The organism is Brevundimonas poindexterae (assembly GCF_020524625.1).
GTDB lineage: Bacteria > Pseudomonadota > Alphaproteobacteria > Caulobacterales > Caulobacteraceae > Brevundimonas > Brevundimonas poindexterae_A.
This window is the reverse complement of the sequence record NZ_JAIVLL010000002.1, coordinates 264,045-283,297: the sequence shown is the minus strand read 5'-3', so window position 1 is coordinate 283,297 and position 19,253 is coordinate 264,045. Positions and strand designations below refer to the sequence as shown.

Here is a 19,253-nt window from a genome sequence, read left to right as displayed (position 1 = left end):
GCATGCTGATCTTCTGGACCCTGACGGGACTGGCCTGCGCGCTGGCGGGGCTGCTGATCCTGAGCGCTGCGCGAAGCGGTGGCCGGCAGGGCCTGCCCGTCGCGACGGATGCAGTGCGAGGCCGCGCCCTGGCCCGTGATCTGGCCGAACTGGACCGGATGGCGGGACGGGGGGTGCTGGCCGGGGAGGCGCTGGAGACCGCGCGGGCCGAGGTGGCGCGCCGGCATCTGGACCCCGTGGCCGTCGGACAGGCGGAGCCGCTGGATGACCGGGCCCAGGCCCGCCATGCCGGCTGGGTGCTGGGCGGGGTGGCCGCGGGCGTGCTGGGGGCGCTGGGCCTCTATGTGTGGCAAGGCAATCCCGGCGTGCCCGATCAACCCTATGCCCGGCGGGTGGCCGAGTGGGCGGAGACGCCCGGCATGCTGGACGCCCCGCGTCTGGCCGCCGTGATGGGGCGCGAGGCCGAGGCCCGCCCCGACAGTTTCGAGGCCCAGGCCCTGCTGGGCGCGGCCCGGTTCGAGGCCGGGGATTCGATTGGCGCGGCCCAGGCCCTGCGTCGGGCCGCGGCCCTCAAGCCCGAGGATGCCCAGACCTGGGCCCGGCTGGGCGAGGCGCTGGTGCGGACCCAGGACGGCGAGGTCGGCGAGGACGCGGAGATGGCCTTTACCCGGGCACTGGAGCTGGACCCGAACCAGCTGGGCGCCCGCTATTTCCTCGGCGAGCTGGCGCTTGAGCGCGGGGACGCCGCCCGGGTGCATGAGATGTGGGGCCCGCTGATCGCGGCCCTGTCGCCCGCCGATCCGCGCCGCGTCGATCTGGAGTCGCGACTGCCGGCCCGGGCCGGAGGGGCTGGCTGATGGGCTGGATGCCGAAATCGCCGAAGGCGCGCCGCCGCATGTGGGTGCTGATGGCCGTGGCGCCCGTGCTGGCGCTGGCCGTGGGTCTGAGCCTGTGGGCCATGCAGGACACGGTGACCTTTTTCGTCTCGCCGTCCGAGGCCACGGTCGAGGCTGCGCCCCCCGGCCGGGCCATGCGTCTGGGCGGACTGGTCGAGGCCGGCAGTGTGGTCCGCGAGGACGGCGGCCGGGTGCGCTTTCGCGTGACCGACAATGCCGCCTCGACGCCCGTCGTCTATCAGGGCGACCTGCCCGACCTGTTCAAGGAAGAGCAGGGCGTGGTGGTCGAGGGTGAGTTCCGCGCGGACCGGACCTTTGTCGCCCGGCAGGTGCTGGCCAAGCATGACGAGACCTATATGCCGCGCGAGGTCGCCGAACGGCTGAAGGAACGCGGCGAGTGGCGCCCCGAGAGCGGCGAGGCCCAGCCGTGATCGTCGAACTGGGGGCCTTTGCCCTGTGCCTCGCCCTGGCGCTCAGCGTGCTGCAGGCCGGTCTGTCGGTTGCCGGACGGATGCGCGCCAGCCCCGTTCTGGCGGGGGCCGGAGAGGGCGCCGCGCTGGCCGCCTGTCTGGCCGTGGTGCTGGCCTTTCTGGTGCTGATCTGGGCCTTTGTGGTCTCGGACTTCTCGGTGTCGAACGTGGCCTCCAACAGCCACACGGACAAGCCGATGCTCTACAAGGTGGCCGGCGCTTGGGGCAGCCACGAGGGCTCGCTGCTGCTGTGGTGTCTGGTGCTGACGGGCTTCGGCGCGATGCTGGCGCGGGCCCGCACGGGGGCCGGGGGGCTGCCGTTCGGGCTCAAGGCCGTGGCCGTGGCCGTGCAGGGCGGGCTGGGCGCCCTGTTCCTGGCCTTTGTGCTGTTCACCTCCAGCCCGTTCGGTCGCATGGATCCGGTGCCGGTCGAGGGGGCGTCGCTGAACCCGCTGTTGCAGGACCCGGCGCTCGCCTTCCACCCGCCGCTGCTCTACGGCGGCTATGTCGGCCTGTCGGTGTGTTTCTCGCTGGCGGTTGCGGCCCTGATCGAGGGGCGGCCGGGGGCGGGGTTCTGGCCCGCCTGGGGACGCTGGATCCGGCCGTGGGCGCTGGCCAGCTGGGCCCTGCTGACCGCCGGCATCACGCTGGGCAGTTTCTGGGCCTATTACGAACTGGGCTGGGGCGGCTGGTGGTTCTGGGACCCTGTCGAGAACGCCAGCTTCATGCCCTGGCTGGCCGCCGCGGCCCTGTTGCACAGCGCGGTCGTGACCGAGCGGCGCGGGGCGCTGATCGGCTGGACAGTCTTTCTGGCGCTGGTGGCCTTCACCCTGTCGATGCTGGGGGCTTTCCTGGTGCGCTCGGGCGTGTTGACCAGCGTGCATGCCTTTGCCGTCGACCCCGAGCGGGGGCTGATGCTGCTGGGCATCCTTGGCCTGACGGCGGGGGCGGCCTTTGCCCTGTTCGCGCTCCGGGCCGGGCAGCTGACGGGCAAGGCCCTGTTTGCCCCGATCAGCCGCGAGGGCGCGCTGGTGCTCAACAATCTGTTCCTGTCGGTGGCCGCCGCGACCGTGCTGGTCGGGACGCTCTATCCGCTGATCCTCGAGGCGGCGGGCGGGGCGACCATCTCGGTCGGCCCTCCCTATTTCGCCGTGACCTTCACCCCGCTGATGGCCGTAGCCCTGCTGATCCTGCCCATGGGGCCGCTCTTGGCGTGGAAGCGGGGGGACGCGGTCGGGGCGCTGCAGAGGCTGGCCTGGGCAGCGGGTCTGTCGCTGGTGTTCGCGGTCGTGATCTGGGCCCTGTTCCAGCCCCGTCAGGCGCTGACCGGGGCCGGTCTGGCGCTGGGGGCGTGGCTGGTGCTGGGGGCGCTGGCCGAGCTGGCCGAGCGTGTGCGCCTGTTCGGCAAGCGAACGGCGGGCGAGCTGGGCCGGAGGGTGCAGGCCCTGCCGCTGGCGGCCTGGGGCATGACGGCGGCCCATGCGGGGCTGGGGCTGTTTGTGCTGGGCGCGGTGGTTGAGACCGGGCTGAAGGTCGAGGCGGCCCGTCCACTCGAGATCGGCCAGATGGTGGCGGCCGGTCCGTATCAGGCCACGCTGCGGGCGGTCGAGATCGTCGAGGGGCCGAACTATCTGGCCGAGCGCGCCACGCTGGATGTCGAGCCGCTGGGTGGCGGACGCCCGGAAATGGTGCGGGCCGAGCGACGCTTCTTCCCCGCGGGCGGGCAGACCACGACCGAGGTGGGGCTGAGCTTCCACGGTCTGGACGATGTCTATCTGGTGCTGGGCGAACGGCGGGCCGGTGAGAGCGGGGGCCGGGCGTGGACGGTGCGCATGCACTGGAATCCGTGGGCGCGGCTGATCTTCCTCGGACCGGCGCTGATGGCGCTGGGCGGGCTACTGTCACTGATGGATCGCCGCCTGCGGACCGCGGATGTGGCGCGGCGCCGGGGGGTGGCATGAGGCGCCTGATCCTGACGCTGCTGATGATGGTCGGCCTGTCCGGGGGGGCGCTCGCGCAGGAGCCCCCGCCGACGCCGGACCAGCCGCTGGCCCGCCCGGAGCAGGAGGCCCGCGCCCAGGCCCTGTTCAACGAGATCCGGTGCGTGGTCTGCCAGCACGAGTCGATCGCCGACTCGCCCGCGGGCGTGGCCTCGGACATGCGCCGCTGGGTGCGCGACCGGATTGCTGCGGGCGAGAGCGATGCCGAGATCCGCGAGGGGCTGGTGGCGCGATACGGCGACTATGTGCTGTTCACGCCGCCGCTGCGGGCCGGGACCCTGCTGCTGTGGGGGCTGCCGCTGGTTCTGGTGCTGGGCGGCGGGGTAGTGCTGGTCTGGATCGGGCGCCGCAGGCCGGTGGCCGAGGGGCCGGCGGAATTGACGGAGTCTGAACGTCTTGCGGTGCAGGACCTTCTCAAGGCTGCAACGTCCGGCCCCGAAGATGACGCAACTTCGCCGCCGAAAACCCAAGGATAGCCGACACCACCTGTCCCTGTTGCGTCGCAGCGATTGGTGATCCGGCCCAAGGCCCTATATCGTCAAGGACATGCCGGTCCCCTTCGGGCGCGGCGCAAGATCGAACAGGAAGCGGACGTTGAAGCGCAAGGAGTTCATCATCGGTGCGGCTGCCGGCCTGCTGGTGGCGGTCATCGCCACGGCGGGCGGGCTGATTCGCTGGCCCGGCATGGAAGGCAGCCTGCTGTCGGTCAACGGACCGATCACGCCGTCCGCCGGTGCGCCCGGTGCCGCCTTCGGTCCGCCGCCCGGCGCCCCGGTCAGCTTCGCCGACATCTTCAACCAGGTGGCGCCCGCAGTGGTGCAGATCGATGTGAAGACGCGCATCGCCCGGCCCGCCACCAACGGGATGCAGATTCCCGGCCTGCCGTTCGACTTCCAGGTGCCCGAGGGCGAGGGGGGCGACGAGGAGGGCGAGACCGCCATGGGCGCGGGCTCGGGCTTCTTCATCTCGCCCGACGGCTACATCGTCACCAACAACCATGTGATCGCCAATGCCGAGGAGATCACCGTCCGGCTGGCCAACAACCGGGTCCTGCCCGCGCGTCTGGTGGGGCGCGACGAGAGCACCGACCTGGCCGTGATCAAGGTCGAGGGCGGCAACTATCCCTATGTCAGCTTCGAGGAATCGGCCGAGCCGCGCGTCGGCGACTGGGTGATCGCGGTCGGCAATCCGTTCGGACTGGGCGGGACGGCCACGGCGGGCATCGTCTCGGCCAAGTCGCGCGACCTGCGCGATGCCTCCAGCAACTATATCGACTACATCCAGATCGACGCGGCCATCAACCGGGGCAATTCCGGCGGGCCGACCTTTGACATCTACGGGCGGGTGATCGGCGTGAACACGGCCATCTTCTCGCCGACCGGCGGGTCGATCGGCATCGGCTTTGCCATTCCCGCCGAGACCGCCAAGGCCATCACCGACCGGCTCATGCGCGGCGAGCAGATCGAGCGCGGCTATCTGGGCGTCCAGATCGCCGATCTGGAACCCTATCGCGAGGCCCTGGGCCTGGACGCGGGCATGCAGGGCGCCATGGTCATCGAGGTGACCCCCGGCGGTCCTGCGGCGCGCGGAGGCCTGCGCCCCGGCGACATCGTCATCGAGATGGACGAGCTGCCCGTGGTCGACGCGACCGATCTGACCCGTCGGGTCGGCGCCGCGGCGGTCAATGATATGCTGGAGGTCGTGGTCCTGCGCGGCGAGCGGCGTCTGGTTGCCCGGGTGAAGGCGGCCAAGCGTCCGTCGCTTGAGGAACTGAATGCGCCGGCTCCGCAGCGCCCGGCGGGTGCCCCCAGCGAGGGCGTGCGGATCGGGGCCCTGACGCTGGCCCCCATGTCCCCGGACCTGCGGCGCAAGTACGATATCCCGGCCGGCGTCGACGGACTGGTGATCGTGGCGAACGGCCGGATCGGGGACAGCTTGCTGGTGCCCGGCATGGTCGTCATGCAGAGCGGTCTGAAGCCGGCCCGCGCCCTGGCTGACGTCGAGGCGGAACTGGCCCGGGCGCGCGAGGCCAGGCGGGACGAAATCTTCCTGCTGGTCTGGTCGGCGGGCGGAAACGGGGCGCTGCTGATGGACGTCCCGGCGCGGGCGTCGGCGGCGCGACCGCGGGCTCCGGCCACAACGCAGTAAGGAAACCGGCCGGGATCGGCTATCATCGAGGACGAATCCCGCAGGGGCGGGAAGGAAGGGAGAGGGCGATGCGCATTCTGGTGGTCGAGGACGACGCCGAAGCGGCGACGGCCATGGTCCGGGGCCTGACCGAGGCCGGCCATGAGGTGGTCCACGCCGTGGACGGTGCCTTTGGCCTGCTGGAGGCCCAGAAGGGCGGCTATGACGTCTATGTGGTCGACCGGATGATGCCGCGCCTCGACGGCGTGGGCATGGTCGAGACGGTGCGCAAGAACGGCGACCAGACCCCTGTGCTGTTCCTGTCGGCGCTGGGCGAGGTCGAGGACCGGGTGACGGGCCTGCAGGCCGGGGCCGACGACTATCTGGTCAAACCCTATGCCTTTGCCGAACTGATCGCGCGGGTCGAGGCCCTGTCGCGCCGTCGCGAGACCGGCTCGGTGGCGACCGTGCTCAAGGTCGGTGATCTGGAGATGAACCTGATCAGCCGCGAGGTGCACCGCGCTGGCCAGGAGATCGACCTGCAGCCGCGCGAGTTCCAGCTGCTGGAGTTCATGATGCGCCACGCCGGCCAGTCGGTGACCCGCACCATGCTGCTGGAGAAGGTCTGGGAGTATCATTTCGACCCCCAGACGAACGTCATCGACGTGCACATCAGCCGCCTGCGCTCCAAGATCGACAAGGGCTTTGACAAGGCCATGCTGCAGACCGTGCGCGGCGCGGGATACCGGCTGGAGGCGTGACGTGAGCTCCTCCCCCGCAAGGCGGGGGAGGGGGACCGCCGGCACGGCGGTGGAGGGGGTGACCCCAGACGCCGACGCCATGGCCGCCCCCTCCACCACTTCGTGGTCCCCCTCCCCCGTGAAGAACGGGGGAGGAGCCTAGGATGCGTCTCCCCTCCCTCTTCCGGCGGACGCCCTTCCGGTTGACGCTGCTGTTTCTGGCCCTGTTCGCGACGGCGGCGGCGGCGGTGCTGGCGTGGGTCTATGTCGCCTCGGCCAATGAGGCGCGACTGAGGGCCGAGGAGGCGGTGCGCGCCGAGGTCACCACCCTGACCGGCATCTATGATGCGCGGGGCTTTGACGCCCTGAACATGGCGGTCATCGACCGGACGCTGAGCCGCGACAACTTCCTGTATCTGCTGATCGACGCCGAGGGGAACCGGGTGACCGGCAGCCTCAATGTCTCGCCCATCCAGGACTATGAGGGCGGCACTGTCTGGCACACCTTTCCCATGACCGACACTTTGCCCGACGGGCGGGTGGTGCGGCCGCAGTCACGCGGTGTGCAGATGACCCTGCGCGGCGGCGAGCAGCTGTTCGTCGGCCAGTCGCTGGGCGATACCGAAGCCTATCTGGGGCGGCTGACCCAGGCCCTGTGGGGGGCGATGGGCATCGTCGTGATGCTGGGCCTGATCGGCGGGCTGCTGGTCAGCCGCAATCTGGAGCGGGCCATGGGCCGGCTGAACCGGGTCGTGCTGGCGGTGCAGGGCGGCGATCTGAAGGCGCGGGTGCCGGTGCGCGGATCGGGCGACGAACTGGACGAACTGGGCCAAGGGATGAACGGCATGCTGGACCGGCTGGAAGCCTCCATGGCCTCGATCCGGCATGCGGGTGACGCCATCGCCCACGACCTGCGCTCGCCGCTGACCCGCATGCGGGCCAAGCTGGAAGTGGCGCTGATCGACGCCGAGGCCGGCAAGGTCAGCGGCACCGAGGCGCTGGAGCTGGCCCTGTCCGAGGCCGACGACCTGCTCAAGACGTTCAACACCGTGCTGGCCATCGCCCGCCTGCAGGCCGCGGCCGGATCGGGCAACATCCCCGACGCCAAGCTGTTCGATGCGGCCGACCTGGCCGCCGACCTGGCCGAGCTGTACGAGCCGGCGGGTGAGGACAAGGGGCTGGAGTTCTCGGCCGAGATCGAGCGCGGGCTGAACATCGTCGGCAACCGGCCCTTCCTGACCCAGGCGCTGGCCAACATCATCGACAATGCCATCAAATACACGCCCGAGGGCGGGGCGGTGAAACTGCGGGCGCGCCGGCGGTCGTCGGGCGAGATCGAGTTTTCCGTGACCGACACCGGGCCGGGCGTGCCCGAGGCGGACCGGGGCCGGGTGATCGAGCGCTTCGTGCGTCTGGACAACAGCCGGACCGAGCCGGGATCGGGACTGGGGCTGGCGCTGGTCGGGGCGGTCATGGAAGCGCACGGCGGGCGCATCCAGCTGGATGAAGGCCCGGGCGTGTTCAATGGCTCCGGCCCCGGCCTGAGGGTGGCGCTGGTTCTGGCCGCGGCGCCGTGACGGCACCGGACGCCCTCGGCCAATGCATGACGCCCTGCGGCCCGACGCTGGCCGCGCCGGGCCTGGAGACGCTGAAGTCGCAACTGGCCGAGACGATGCCCGCGACGTTGCTTGACGCCAGCTGGCCGGCGCTGGAACCCGTGTTTGCCGCCAGCCCCTATCTGGCCTTGCTGGCGCGGCGACGGCCCGAAGCGCTGGAGCGGATGCTGGCCGCCCGGCCCGAAGACACCCTGGCCGACATCCTGATGCAGACGCGGGCGCTGGACGGCGGGGCCGAGGCGATGAAGCGCCCGCTGCGGCAGTTGAAGGCCGACCTTCACCTGCTGACGGCGCTGGCCGATCTGGGCGGGGTCTGGGATCTGGAGGCGGTGACGGCGGCCCTGTCGCGGTTCGCCGATGCGACGGCCGAGGCGGCGCTCCGGGCCGTGGCCCACGACCTGCGCGAACGGGGCAAGCTGGTCGCGCCGGCCGATCCCGACAACCCGCTGCCAGGCCTGTTCGGTCTGGCCATGGGCAAGCATGGCGCGCTGGAGCTGAACTATTCCAGCGATATCGACATTTCGCTCTTCTACGACCCGGCCAAGCTGGCGGGCGCCCTGGCCGAGGGTGTGGAGATGCAGCGCACCGTGGACCGCGCGGCCCAGGCCTTTGCCGCCCTGCTGACCGAGCGGACCGGCGACGGCTATGTGTTTCGCGTCGACCTGCGGCTCAGGCCCGACCCGTCCTCGACCCCGCCGGTCGTGGCCGTGCCCATGGCGCTGGATTACTATGAGGGCGTCGGCCAGAACTGGGAGCGCGCAGCCTTCATCAAGGCGCGGGTGGTACTGGGCGACCGCGCGGCGGGCCGTGATTTCCTGCAGGCGCTGGTGCCGTTCGTCTGGCGCCGCAGCCTCGACTATCAGGCGATCCTCGATGTGCAGTCGATCAAGCGGCAGATCCATGTTCACAAGACGGGCGAGGGGCTGGAGGCCGCCGGCGCCAATCTGAAACTGGGCCGGGGCGGCATCCGCGAGATCGAATTCTATGCCCAGACCCAGCAGCTGATCCTGGGCGGACGCGATCCGGCCCTGCGGCTGCCCGCCACCCGGGCGGCGCTGGCGGCCCTGACCCGGGCCGGGCATGTGCCGGAAGCGACCCGGGCGGCGCTGGACGAGGCCTATGTGCGCCTGCGCGGGCTGGAGCACCGGGTGCAGATGCTGGCCGACGAGCAGACCCATGCCCTGCCGGTCGAGGATGACCGCCGCCGGGCGGTCGCGGCGCTGGCGGGCGAGGCCGATCTGGCCGCCTTCGATGCCGGGGTCGAGGCCCTGCTGACCCGGGTCAACATCCTGTATGGCGAGCTGTTTGAGGGCGAGGAAGCGCTGTCGTCGGACTATGGCAGTCTGGTCTTCACGGGCGTCGAGAACGACCCCGAGACCCTGGCGACGCTGGAGCGGATGGGCTTTGAGGAGCCCGCTCCGGTCTCTGATACCATACGCAGCTGGCACCACGGACGCATCCCCGCCACCCGCAGCGCGCGCGGGCGCGAGTTGTTCACCCGGCTGGCCCCGCGCCTGCTGGAGGCCCTGGCAGCGACCGGCGCGCCCGATCAGGCCTTTCGCCGGTTCGCCGTCTTCTTCTCGGGCCTGTCGGCCGGGGTGCAGATCCAGGCGCTGTTCCTGAACCAGCCGGCGCTGTTTGAACTGGTGGTGCGGGTGATGGCCTGGGCCCCCCGGCTGGCGCGGGCGCTGGGCCGCGATCCGGCGGCGCTGGACAGTATGCTGGACGCGCGCTTCCAGACCCCGCTGGACGCCGACACGGGGGTCGCCGACCAGATGCGGGCCGAGGCCGCGGCGGCCGGGGATTTCGAGGCGGCCATGGATGCGGTGCGGCGCCTGCACCGCGACCAGCGGTTCCGCATCGGCCTGCAGACCCTGACCGGGCGGGCGGATGTCGAGGCGGCGGGGCGGGCCTATACGGTGCTGGCCGATGCCTCGATCCAGGCGCTGGCGCAGGCGGCGCTGGACGAGGTGACGCGCCAGTCGGGCCGGATCGACGGGGCGGTGGCCGTGGTGGCGCTGGGCAAGGCCGGCTCGCGCGAGATGACGGCCGCCTCCGACCTCGACCTGATGACGGTGCACGAGGCGCCGGCCGAGGCCCTGTCCGAGGGGCGCGGCCTGCCACCCGAAACCTGGTACGGGCGCTTCACCCAGCGGCTGATCGCGGCCCTGTCGGCCCACACCAGCCAGGGTGGCCTCTATGAGGTCGACATGCGGCTGAGGCCCTGGGGCGCCAAGGGGCCGCTGTCGGTCAAGCTGGCGCGGCTGGACACCTATTACGGGGACGAGGCCGACACCTGGGAGTTCATGGTGCTCACGCGGGCGCGTGTGGTCTGGGCCAGCGATCCGGCCTTTGGCGAGCGGGTGGGGGCGGCCATCGAGGCGGTGATCCGCGCCCACGGCCGGACGGCGGAGACCCTGGCCCGCGACGTGCGGACCATGCGCGACCGGATGATGCGCGACCGGCCCCCCGGCGGCTTCTGGGATCTGAAGCGGGTCGCGGGAGGGTTGATCGATGCCGAGTTCGTCGCCCAGTACCGGCAGCTGACCGGCGCGCCGGACGGTGGCCCGCTGACCGTCTCGACGCTTGAGGGGCTGGCGGACGATCCGGAGCTGGCCACGGCGTGGAAGACCCAGCAGGGGCTGGCGCAGATCTTCGCCTGTGCCTTCAACGAGATGCCGCGACCGGAGGACGAGCCCGAAGGGCTTCAGGCGCGGGTGGCCCGGGCGGTCGGCCAGGCCGATATGGCCGGGCTGAAGGCGCATCTGGAGGCCCTTCGCAGCGAGGCCCGCGCGCGGTTCCAAGCGGTGCTTCCGCCGGTCGCGACGGAATCCTGAGGGCAGCTCCGTTAGACCGGGTGGACAAGGGGACGTCCGATCTGACGATCAAGGAGCAAGACCCATGAAGACTTCCATCTGGATCGGCGGCGTCGCCGCCGTCGCACTGGCCGCCTCGGCCGGTATTGTCGTGGCCCAGCAGGCGCCCGCCCAGGACCCGGTCCGCCAGGATCGCGGCATGGCCCGTGCCGACGCCGACGGCGATGGTCGCATCAGCCGCGCCGAGTTCACGGCCGGTCGCCTCGACCGCCTGCGCGCCGCCGACGCCAATGGCGATGGCACGGTCACCCGCGAGGAAATGCAGGCCGTCCGCGAGGTCCGCAAGGATGAGCGCGCCGATCAGCACTTTGCCCGAATGGACGCCAACGGCGACGGCGCCGTCTCGCGCAGCGAGTTCGACGCGGCCCGTGAATCGCGGGCCGACCGACGCGAGGAACGCCGGGCCGAACGCGGCGATCGCGGCCCGCGCCGGGCCATGCGGGGCGGTCATCGCGGTCCCCGTATGGGCGGCGACGGCATGCGGGGCGAGCGTGGTCCGGTGGTGATCGCCGAGGCCGAGGCGCGCATGGCCGAAGGCTTTGCCCGCATGGACGCGAACGGCGACGGCTATGTCACCGCCGAGGAACGTCAGGGCGCCCGCCAGGCGATGCGCGAGCAGCGTCAGGAACGCCGTCAGCAACGGCGCTCGCAAGCGGCGACCGCATCGGAGTAGGGTGGATGACGGGCGAGGCGATCCGCGATCGACGGCCCTCAGTCTTTTGCGAGACAGGACGACCGATTGGCCGCGATCGCCGACCCCGATCAGGAACTGGTGGCCCGGGTGGCCCGGGGCGACCCGGATGCCATCCAGGCCCTGGTCTCCGCCAAGCTGCCGCGCATGATGGCGCTGGCCGGTCGCCTGCTGGGCGACCCGGTCGAGGCCGAGGACGTGGCGCAGGAGACCCTGCTGAGGGCCTGGAAACAGGCGCCGCGCTGGACGCCGGGCAAGGCGAAGTTCGACACCTGGCTGCACCGGGTGGCGCTGAACCTCTGCTACGACCGGCTGCGGCGGCGGCGCGAGATTGCCACGGACGCCGTGCCCGAGCAGGTGGACGACAGCCCCGGGCCCGATCGCGGGCTGATGGCGCAGGATGTGGGCCGGCGTGTCGAGGCGGCGCTGATGGCCCTGCCCGAGCGCCAGCGCGAGGCGATCGTGCTGTGTCACTATCAGGAGCTCGGCAATATCGAGGCCGCCGGGTTGATGGGGGTCAGCGTCGAGGCGCTGGAGAGTTTGCTGTCGCGCGGGCGGCGGGCGCTGAGAGCGGCGCTGGCCGACCTGGGTCCGGCGGCTGAAGGAGAGAGACGATGAAGGCCGAACGCTTTCACAGCATTGTGGACGCCTATGGCGTCGATCCCGCCCGCTGGCCCGAGGCCGAGCGCGAGGCCGCCCTGGAGCATGCCCGCACACCCGAGGGGCAGGCGGTGCTGGACGGGGCGCGGGCGCTGGATCTGGCCCTGGCCGGCCATGTGGCCCCCCTGCCGGACGCGGCGGCCTTTGCCCGGGCGCTGAAGGCGGCGGAGGCCGCGCGGGCCCCCGTGCGCGGCAGCCCGCGCTTCCGCCTGCCGGTCTGGCGGATGGACCGGTTCCGGCTGGCGTCGGGTGCGGGCCTGATGGCGGCCGCCTGTGCCGGTGTGGTGTTCGGCGTCACCCTGACGGACCATTTGACCGCCGATGTGCAGGCGGATGCGGTGCTGTATCAGGCGACCCTGAACGGTCTGGATGACACGGAGGTGCTGGGATGACCGCCCGCGCTATGAAGATCGGCCTGATTGTCCTGGCCGTGATCAATGTCTTTGCCCTGGCGGCGGTCGCCACCATGGCGGTGTCGCTGAACCGGATCGAGAGCCGGGTCGAGGAGCAGCGCCGGCCCGGCCGGGGCGGCGGGGGCAGCACATGGACGGCCATTGGCGCGCTCTCGCCCGAGACGCGCGACCGGGTGAAGACGACGCTGCGCGAGTCGGCGCTCGCGGCCCGGCCCGACTTCGAGGAGGCGCGCACGGCCCGCAAGGCAGCGCTGAGCCGCGCGCTGGAAACCCCCTATGACGGAGCTGCGGTGCGCGCCCTGCTGGCCAGCTCGCGCGAGGCGGAAATGCGCGGGCGCTCCCGGATCGAGGACGACACCACGGCCCTGCTGGACACGCTGACGGTCGAGGAACGGGCGGCGGTGGCGCCCCTGCTGTCGCGTCACGGGCCGCGCGGCCGGGGAGGCCGGGACGGGCGGCGGAGCGACCGCGACGACCGTCCTCCGGAGGACTAGGGCTCAGGCGGCCTGACGGTCGTCTTCCTGCCCGCCCTGACCGGCTTCGGCGGGCGGCACCAGTGGCAGGGTGAAGGCGACGGTGGTGCCCTCGCCGGGTTCGCTTTCGATCCACATCTGGCCGCCGTGCAGCTCGATCAGCGACTTGGTCAGGGCCAGGCCCAGCCCGGTGCCCTGGGTGGTCTTGGAATGCTGGCCCTCGACCTGTTCGAACGGCCGGGCCAGACGCGCGACGTCCTCGGCGGCAATGCCGATGCCGGTGTCGGTGACGGCGATCTGGATCATCCCCTCTTCGGCCGGCTGGGCCCGGATCGTGATCTCGCCGCCCTCAGGCGTGAACTTCACCGCATTGGAGATCAGGTTCAGCATGACCTGTTTCAGGCCCCGGTGATCGGCCTGGAGCTCCGGCAGGGTGTCGGGCGCATCGACCTTGAGGCGCAGGCCGGCCTCGTCCACCTTGCCGCGCATCAGCCGGGCGGCATCCTCGCAGATGTCGTGAACCGAGACGGCCTCGTAATAGAGGGTCATCTTGCCCGACTCGATCTTGGCCATGTCGAGAATGTCGTTGATCAGGCTGAGCAGATGCTGGCCCGACTTGAGGATGTCGGCGGCATAGCCCTTGTAGCGCGGGTCACCGAGCGGGCCGAACATCTCGGCCGTCATGATTTCCGAGAAGCCGTTGATGGCGTTGAGCGGCGTGCGCAGCTCGTGGCTCATATTGGCGAGGAACTCGGACTTGGCCTGGTTGGCGGCTTCGGCCCGCGTCATGGCGACCTCATATTTGCGGGCCAGCTGGCTGAGCTTCTCCTGGCTGGACTCCAGCTTCTCGACCATGGCGCGGAGAGAGTCGGCGGCGCGCTGGCGCTCGGCTTCCTGACGCTTGATCGCCGTGATGTCGGCGGCGGTGACGACGGTGCCGCTGTCGGTGGTGTAGCGCTCGACCAGCTGCAGCCAGCGGCCGTCGTTCAGTTCGACCTCGCGGGCGCCGCTGCGTCCCCCGGCGGCGGGATGCTCGGCGCGGATGGCGAGGGCCGCGATCCGGTTGAGGTCGTCCTTCTTCGCGCCCTTGCGCACCAGCCCCGGCTCAAAATCGAAGGTGTCGATGAAGGCCTGGTTCCAGAGGGTCAGCCGGTCGTTGCGGTCGAACAGGACGAAGGCGTCCGAGACGCTCTCGATGCCGTCGCGCAGGCGACCTTCGGCGGCCTGGGCCTGGGCCTTGGCGCGACGCTCCTCGGTGATGTCGAGCGCGACGCCGAGGATGGCGGTAAAGCCGGTCTCGGCGCGCCCGCCCCGCGACTGGCCACGGGCGTCGATCCAGCGCGGGCGGCCGTTCGCATCAGGCACCGGGAAGCTGGCCTCGAAGGTGCCGAAGGTTTCGGCCTGGCGCAGGGCGTGATGGAGAGCCTCGCGGAACTCGGGGTGGACGCGTTCCATGAAGGTCTCGGCCGGAATGATCCCCGCGCCCTCGACCCCCATCAACACGGCCATATAGTCCGAAAGGATGACTTCCTGGCGCTCGAGATCCCATTCCCAGACGCCACAGCGCGCGCCCTCGACGGCGCTGCGGAAGCGGCGCTCGGTCTCGGCCCATTCGCGTCCGGCGCGGGCCGAGCGGGCCTGCTGCAGCAGCACCGCCAACAGCACCAGGACGCCGACCAGCAGGGGCGCCATCAGCACCCAGGCGTCATCCAGCAGGGCGGTGGCGCCCACCGCGTCCGGGCGGGCGCCGATCACCATGATGCCGGTATCGCCGACGGGTACGGCCACGCGGCGGAAGCTGGGGCCGTCCTCAGGCAGGACGCCATGCAGGGCTCCGTCCGTCTCGGGCGCCGGGCCGTCCAGCCCCATCCAGGTTGCGGTCTGTTCCGTGGATGCCGAGGCTGCCCCGATCACCTTCTGGCCGATGCGAAGACCCAGGATGCCGTTTTCGGGCGCTACCGCCGCCGGGGGCAGGGCGATGCGCGCGACCGCCTGACGGCCGTCGGCGGTGGTGCGACGGATCAGCAGGGCACTCCCCTCGCTGTCCGCGACCGGCGGGCCCGCGAGGTCCGGCAGGGGGCGGAAGGCGGCGATGGGGGCCCCGCGCGCGACCTCGATCTGCCCCGAGGCGTCGAGGAAGGCGACCGGCAGGTCGGCGGGCAGCTCCCGCGAAGGGCCGGCGAGGGCCAGTTCGCCCGTGCGGATGCGCAGCAGGGTGTCGGTGGCCAGACGTCCCGCCTCGGCCACCATGGCCTGATCGCGAAGCTGGTCGGATTCACGGACGGGCTGGGCCATTTCCCGCCCGAACAGCAGGACATAGCTGGCGACGCCCAGCGCGACGGCCAGGATCACCACCCGCACCCACGCGGGTGAGGCGCGACCCCGGTCGCTCTTGCGGCGCCCCGTGGGGTTTATGCGTCGCTCGCTGGCGCGCAAAGCGTCTTCTCCCGGCCCGAACTGTCGTCGAGAGCGGAATCTAAGCTGCGTCGCGTTCCGGTGTCGAGGCTCGGAATACCGGTGTCAGGCCGCGTGTGGCGCGCGGGACTCGGTTGGGGCGTCCGGCAGGGGGCGAGCCCGACCGGAAATGGGCGTGGTGACCTGTTCGGTGGTGGGCGCGCTACCCGGAACTTCGGTCACCTCGCGGGTCAGGTCGCGCGCCCGTTCCGCCAGCCGTCGCATTTCGGGCGGGGCATCCTCGGGCAGGTCGGAGACGGACTCGATCATGGCCATGGCAAGGGCGAACAGGCGCGGCGCGGTGGCAATCAGACGGGCCTGATATTCGATCCGTTCGGGATCGCGGTCATATTCGGCGCCCGGCACGCGCCAGCCGCCCCAGTCCTGAGGATCGGTGACCACGACGGGATAGGTGCCGGGGAAGGGGTGGTGGGGGCAGTCCTCGGCCGTCTGCCACTTGTTGCGGGCGCGCAGCATCCGCCAGCTGGAGGCGGTATCACTGGCCGCAGGGTCAGAGACGGCCGGGGCCAGTTCCTGGGCCATGAATTCGCGACCGAGGCCGACGTCATAGGTGACGCGCACCGGCTCATCGAAGCCCTTGGCCCAGACGGGCTGAACCTGTTCGATGCGGGCCCAGACGCCCACGCATTCGACCCAGACCCTTTGTCCCTTCTGGAACTGTGCACGCGCCATTGAACCCTCCTTCGGTGGCTCCACTGTAGGTAGCGCCTGTTAGCGACGGGTTGGGAAACGCGGTGAAGCAAGGGTGAAGATGACGGGAAAACGGGCTAAGCGGTCCGCCACTGCGATGAGAGGTTCAGCATGACGACGGCGGCACACGACCTTGGCGACACCCTGAAGCGGCTGGGCGTGAGCCCGGTCTGGCAGGACGGGGGCATGGCCACGCGCTCGCCGATCGACGGCACGTCGGCGGGCCGACTGGCCGGGGCGACGACCGGCGAGGTCGAGGCGGCGATCGCGCGCGCGGCCTCGGCCTTTGACGCGTGGCGGCGGGTGCCAGCGCCGCGCCGGGGCGAGCTGGTGCGGCTGCTGGGTGAGGAGTTGCGCGTCGCGAAGGACGATCTGGCCCGGCTGGTGACCCTGGAAGCGGGCAAGATCACTTCGGAGGGTCTGGGCGAGGTTCAGGAGATGATCGACGTCTGCGACTTTGCCGTCGGCCTGTCGCGCCAGCTGTACGGCCTGACCCTGCCGAGCGAACGCCCCGGCCACCACATGCGCGAGACCTGGCAGCCGCTGGGGCCGGTCGCGGTGATCACGGCCTTCAACTTTCCGGTGGCGGTCTGGGCATGGAATGCGGCGCTCGCGCTGGTGTGCGGCGATCCGGTGATCTGGAAGCCCTCGGACAAGACCTCGCTGGTGGCGCTGGCGGTGCAGGCGGTGTTCGAGCGCGCGGTGGCCCGCTTTGGCGCGGATGCGCCCGACGGGCTGAACCAAGTGTTGGTCGGCGGGGCGGAGGTTGGACAGGCGCTGGCCCGCGACCCACGTATTCCGCTGGTGTCGGCCACTGGCTCGACCCGGATGGGCAAGGCCGTGGCGGTCGATGTGGCCGGGCGCTTGGGGCGGTCGCTGCTGGAGCTGGGCGGCAACAACGCCATGATCGTGGCGCCGGGCGCCGATCTGGATCTGGCGGTGCGGGCCATCGCCTTTTCCGCCGTCGGCACCTGTGGCCAGCGGTGCACCAGCCTGCGGCGCCTGCTGGTCCATGAAGATCTGGCCGAGGGGCTGATCGCGCGGCTGAAGGCGGCCTATGAGACCCTGCCGGTCGGTGATCCGCGCGACGACGGCACCCTGATCGGCCCGCTGATCGACGAGGCCTCGGCCGATGCGATGGCGGCGGCGCTGGACCAGGCGGTGGCCGAGGGCGGCGAGGTCGTCACCGGCGGTCAGCGGCTGGAGCGGGACGGCGCCTATGTGCGGCCCGCCATCGTGCGGATGCCGGAGCAGAGCGCCATCGTTCGGCACGAGACCTTCGCGCCGATCCTCTATGTCATGACCTGGCGGGAGCTGGATCAGGCCATCGCGATGCAGAATGCGGTGCCGCAGGGCCTGTCCAGCTGCATCTTCACCGACAGTGTCCGTCAGGCCGAGACCTTCCTGTCGGCCTGGGGCTCGGACTGCGGGATCGCCAATGTGAACATTGGCCCGTCGGGCGCCGAGATCGGCGGGGCGTTTGGCGGAGAGAAGGACACCGGCGGCGGTCGCGAGAGCGGCTCGGATGCGTGGAAGGCCTATATGCGGCGCCAGACCCAGACGGTGAATTTCTCGACCGCCCTGCCGCTGGCCCAGGGCGTCAGGTTCGACGTGTAGCCGAGAGCGTCGGCATGGTGGTCGGCTGACGGCCCTTGCGCCAGCTGCGGTACAGGGCCCGCACGATCAGGAAGCCGATCAGCACCACGACCGGGATCAGGATCGGCATCAGGAAGGCGACCAGTACGGTGCCGACGCTGAGGATGTCGTCGACGACGCTGAGCACGGGATTGGCCGCGCCGGCGGTCGACAGGGTCGAGGCCGCGCGCGTGCCCCCCTGCGCCGCACCGAAGGCCAGGGCCGTGGGCGCACCGACTATGATCCCGGCGATGGCGGCGGCCGTGGGGTCCAGACCGGCGAACATGGACCCCGCTACAATGGCCCCGGCCACCGGCCGCGCGATCAGGCCCACGGCATGCAAGGCATTGTCGAGTACCGGCACCTTGTCGGACACCACCTCGATGACTGTGGCGAGGCCCAGCGCGGCGATGGCGGTGTTGGAGGTCATCCAGATCATGCCGTCGTTCAGCTCAATGCCGAACAGCTGGAACCGCGCCGCCAGCGCCGCCATGAACAGGGGCACGAAGATGCGCAGGCCCGAGGCGGCCGCAAGGCCCACCGCCAGCAGCACCGGCAACACCCAGGTCTCGAGGATGCCGGTCGCTGGAAGGGCAGAAATCATGTCAGGCATGCGGTTCCTCCAAGGCTCGGCTCCAGGTTAACCGAACAACGCGATCCAGAGCCTTTCGGCTCCCGCTCATGGCAGGGGTCCCTCGATGCACTGCATGGTCCCGGTGGGCATCACGCCCTGCCGCGCCAGTCGGGCCTTCAGCGCGGGATCGCGCGCGACCTTGCCGGCCACCGAGTCGGCGAAGCCGTCTACCGGGATGGTCGGCAGGCAAGTTCGCAGGAACTCCTCGCCGACCAGAAGGTAACGCCCCGTCGTCCCGTCGCCATCGGGCGAGCCACTGACATATGCCCCCCACGCAGGATCGCCCTCTTCGCCGGTCCGATACAGCAGCCATCCCGGGGCGATTCCCTCGGCAGCGACAAAACGGGCCTGTCGGTCGGCGAGCCGGCGAAAGCCCTCGGAGCGCGTTCCATCCCGCTCGAAGCGGGCCAGCAGGGCCGGGTCCGCCGATCCGTGCAGCAGGATGAGCGCGTCGGGGAGCAGAACGATCTGGCGGGCGATCGGCAGGAAATAGTTGGCACAGGACGAACTGCAGTTGCCGTCAACGACCACGCGCGGCGCGGCTGGCGCCAGTCGCTCGGCGATCGCCAGGGCATATTCCACATTGCCGCCCAGACTGTTGATCTGAAGCGTGTCGGGCGCGGTCTCGCGCCTGAGCAGGCAGTTCAGCATGCGCGCATCGGTCGGCCCGGTGATCGATACCTGCGATCCGTCGGCGCTCCATACGCAGGACGCGGTCGAGGCCCGACGGTGATCGCGCCAGTCGCTGATCGCCGCACAGCCTGGCGTCAGCAGGCCGAGCAGCAGGAGAACTCCCAGCCGCCTCATGCGCGTCTCCCCATGAAATGCCCCATGCTTTCGACGATGCGACCCTGTGG

General features: G+C 71.0%; 17 protein-coding genes. 13 read left to right on the top strand and 4 right to left on the bottom strand.

The window, feature by feature from the left end:
• Window positions 1-2: 2 nt before the first annotated feature.
• From ccmI to LC068_RS07555, 12 genes are all read left to right on the top strand, one after another.
• A complete protein-coding gene (gene ccmI, locus LC068_RS07610; RefSeq protein ID WP_226636003.1) occupies window positions 3-857 on the top strand; it encodes a c-type cytochrome biogenesis protein CcmI in 855 nt (284 codons plus the stop codon).
• Complete coding sequence (gene ccmE, locus LC068_RS07605; RefSeq protein ID WP_226636000.1) at window positions 857-1,327, top strand: cytochrome c maturation protein CcmE; 471 nt, start codon at window positions 857-859, stop codon at window positions 1,325-1,327. Before ccmI ends, ccmE begins: the two co-directional genes overlap by 1 nt.
• Entirely contained in the window at window positions 1,324-3,327 is a 2,004-nt protein-coding gene (locus tag LC068_RS07600) for a heme lyase CcmF/NrfE family subunit (protein WP_226635998.1), read from the top strand. Before ccmE ends, LC068_RS07600 begins: the two co-directional genes overlap by 4 nt.
• Window positions 3,324-3,842, top strand: coding sequence for a cytochrome c-type biogenesis protein (locus LC068_RS07595; RefSeq protein WP_226635995.1), 519 nt, complete (start codon window positions 3,324-3,326; stop codon window positions 3,840-3,842). The genes LC068_RS07600 and LC068_RS07595 overlap by 4 nt, the downstream gene beginning before the upstream one ends.
• Window positions 3,843-3,960: 118 nt before the next feature.
• Window positions 3,961-5,514 (top strand): S1C family serine protease, encoded by a 1,554-nt coding sequence (locus tag LC068_RS07590; RefSeq protein WP_226635993.1) that lies wholly within the window; start codon window positions 3,961-3,963, stop codon window positions 5,512-5,514.
• Window positions 5,515-5,582: 68 nt separating this feature from the next.
• Window positions 5,583-6,254 (top strand): response regulator transcription factor, encoded by a 672-nt coding sequence (locus LC068_RS07585; protein WP_209120542.1) that lies wholly within the window; start codon window positions 5,583-5,585, stop codon window positions 6,252-6,254.
• A gap of 143 nt (window positions 6,255-6,397) precedes the next feature.
• Window positions 6,398-7,810, top strand: a complete 1,413-nt coding sequence (locus LC068_RS07580; protein WP_226635990.1) for a sensor histidine kinase — start codon at window positions 6,398-6,400, stop codon at window positions 7,808-7,810.
• 26 nt (window positions 7,811-7,836) lie between these two features.
• Window positions 7,837-10,686: a bifunctional [glutamine synthetase] adenylyltransferase/[glutamine synthetase]-adenylyl-L-tyrosine phosphorylase gene (locus tag LC068_RS07575; protein ID WP_264182335.1), complete on the top strand. Its 2,850-nt coding sequence runs from the start codon at window positions 7,837-7,839 to the stop codon at window positions 10,684-10,686.
• A 64-nt stretch (window positions 10,687-10,750) separates the two neighbouring features.
• Window positions 10,751-11,398: an EF-hand domain-containing protein gene (locus tag LC068_RS07570; RefSeq protein WP_226635985.1), complete on the top strand. Its 648-nt coding sequence runs from the start codon at window positions 10,751-10,753 to the stop codon at window positions 11,396-11,398.
• Between the two features lie 27 nt (window positions 11,399-11,425).
• On the top strand, window positions 11,426-12,034 hold the full coding sequence (locus tag LC068_RS07565; protein WP_226637056.1) for an RNA polymerase sigma factor: 609 nt from the start codon (window positions 11,426-11,428) through the stop codon (window positions 12,032-12,034).
• The gene (locus LC068_RS07560; protein WP_226635982.1) at window positions 12,031-12,468 is read left to right on the top strand and encodes a hypothetical protein; all 438 of its coding nucleotides are present in this window, start codon (window positions 12,031-12,033) and stop codon (window positions 12,466-12,468) included. The genes LC068_RS07565 and LC068_RS07560 overlap by 4 nt, the downstream gene beginning before the upstream one ends.
• A complete protein-coding gene (locus LC068_RS07555; RefSeq protein WP_226635979.1) occupies window positions 12,465-12,983 on the top strand; it encodes a periplasmic heavy metal sensor in 519 nt (172 codons plus the stop codon). Before LC068_RS07560 ends, LC068_RS07555 begins: the two co-directional genes overlap by 4 nt.
• A 3-nt stretch (window positions 12,984-12,986) precedes the next feature.
• Here LC068_RS07555 and LC068_RS07550 read toward each other — a convergent pair whose 3' ends face one another.
• On the bottom strand, window positions 12,987-15,398 hold the full coding sequence (locus LC068_RS07550; RefSeq protein WP_226635977.1) for a sensor histidine kinase: 2,412 nt from the start codon (window positions 15,396-15,398) through the stop codon (window positions 12,987-12,989).
• An 84-nt stretch (window positions 15,399-15,482) separates the two neighbouring features.
• Complete coding sequence (locus LC068_RS07545) at window positions 15,483-16,109, bottom strand: hypothetical protein (protein WP_226635975.1); 627 nt, start codon at window positions 16,107-16,109, stop codon at window positions 15,483-15,485.
• A 129-nt stretch (window positions 16,110-16,238) separates the two neighbouring features.
• Here LC068_RS07545 and amaB point away from each other — a divergent pair, with 129 nt between their 5' ends.
• Window positions 16,239-17,744 (top strand): L-piperidine-6-carboxylate dehydrogenase, encoded by a 1,506-nt coding sequence (amaB, locus tag LC068_RS07540; RefSeq protein WP_226635972.1) that lies wholly within the window; start codon window positions 16,239-16,241, stop codon window positions 17,742-17,744.
• Here amaB and LC068_RS07535 read toward each other — a convergent pair.
• Together LC068_RS07535 and LC068_RS07530 are read right to left on the bottom strand one after the other, a co-directional pair.
• Complete coding sequence (locus LC068_RS07535; RefSeq protein ID WP_226635970.1) at window positions 17,728-18,375, bottom strand: DUF4126 domain-containing protein; 648 nt, start codon at window positions 18,373-18,375, stop codon at window positions 17,728-17,730. The two genes, amaB and LC068_RS07535, sit on opposite strands and share 17 nt — an antisense overlap.
• Window positions 18,376-18,441: 66 nt before the next feature.
• Window positions 18,442-19,203: a hypothetical protein gene (locus LC068_RS07530; RefSeq protein WP_226635967.1), complete on the bottom strand. Its 762-nt coding sequence runs from the start codon at window positions 19,201-19,203 to the stop codon at window positions 18,442-18,444.
• Window positions 19,204-19,253 lie beyond the last annotated feature (50 nt).

What these genes read in the sequence shown, in the direction of transcription:
- ccmI (WP_226636003.1), top strand. Translation starts at nt 3, where the DNA reads ATGCTGATCTTCTGGACCCTGACGGGACTGGCCTGCGCGCTGGCGGGG.
- ccmE (WP_226636000.1), top strand. Translation starts at nt 857, where the DNA reads ATGGGCTGGATGCCGAAATCGCCGAAGGCGCGCCGCCGCATGTGGGTG.
- LC068_RS07595 (WP_226635995.1), top strand. Translation starts at nt 3,324, where the DNA reads ATGAGGCGCCTGATCCTGACGCTGCTGATGATGGTCGGCCTGTCCGGG.
- LC068_RS07585 (WP_209120542.1), top strand. Translation starts at nt 5,583, where the DNA reads ATGCGCATTCTGGTGGTCGAGGACGACGCCGAAGCGGCGACGGCCATG.
- LC068_RS07580 (WP_226635990.1), top strand. Translation starts at nt 6,398, where the DNA reads ATGCGTCTCCCCTCCCTCTTCCGGCGGACGCCCTTCCGGTTGACGCTG.
- LC068_RS07575 (WP_264182335.1), top strand. Translation starts at nt 7,837, where the DNA reads ATGACGCCCTGCGGCCCGACGCTGGCCGCGCCGGGCCTGGAGACGCTG.
- LC068_RS07570 (WP_226635985.1), top strand. Translation starts at nt 10,751, where the DNA reads ATGAAGACTTCCATCTGGATCGGCGGCGTCGCCGCCGTCGCACTGGCC.
- LC068_RS07560 (WP_226635982.1), top strand. Translation starts at nt 12,031, where the DNA reads ATGAAGGCCGAACGCTTTCACAGCATTGTGGACGCCTATGGCGTCGAT.
- LC068_RS07555 (WP_226635979.1), top strand. Translation starts at nt 12,465, where the DNA reads ATGACCGCCCGCGCTATGAAGATCGGCCTGATTGTCCTGGCCGTGATC.
- LC068_RS07545 (WP_226635975.1), bottom strand. Translation starts at nt 16,109, where the DNA reads ATGGCGCGTGCACAGTTCCAGAAGGGACAAAGGGTCTGGGTCGAATGC.
- amaB (WP_226635972.1), top strand. Translation starts at nt 16,239, where the DNA reads ATGACGACGGCGGCACACGACCTTGGCGACACCCTGAAGCGGCTGGGC.
- LC068_RS07535 (WP_226635970.1), bottom strand. Translation starts at nt 18,375, where the DNA reads ATGCCTGACATGATTTCTGCCCTTCCAGCGACCGGCATCCTCGAGACC.
- LC068_RS07530 (WP_226635967.1), bottom strand. Translation starts at nt 19,203, where the DNA reads ATGAGGCGGCTGGGAGTTCTCCTGCTGCTCGGCCTGCTGACGCCAGGC.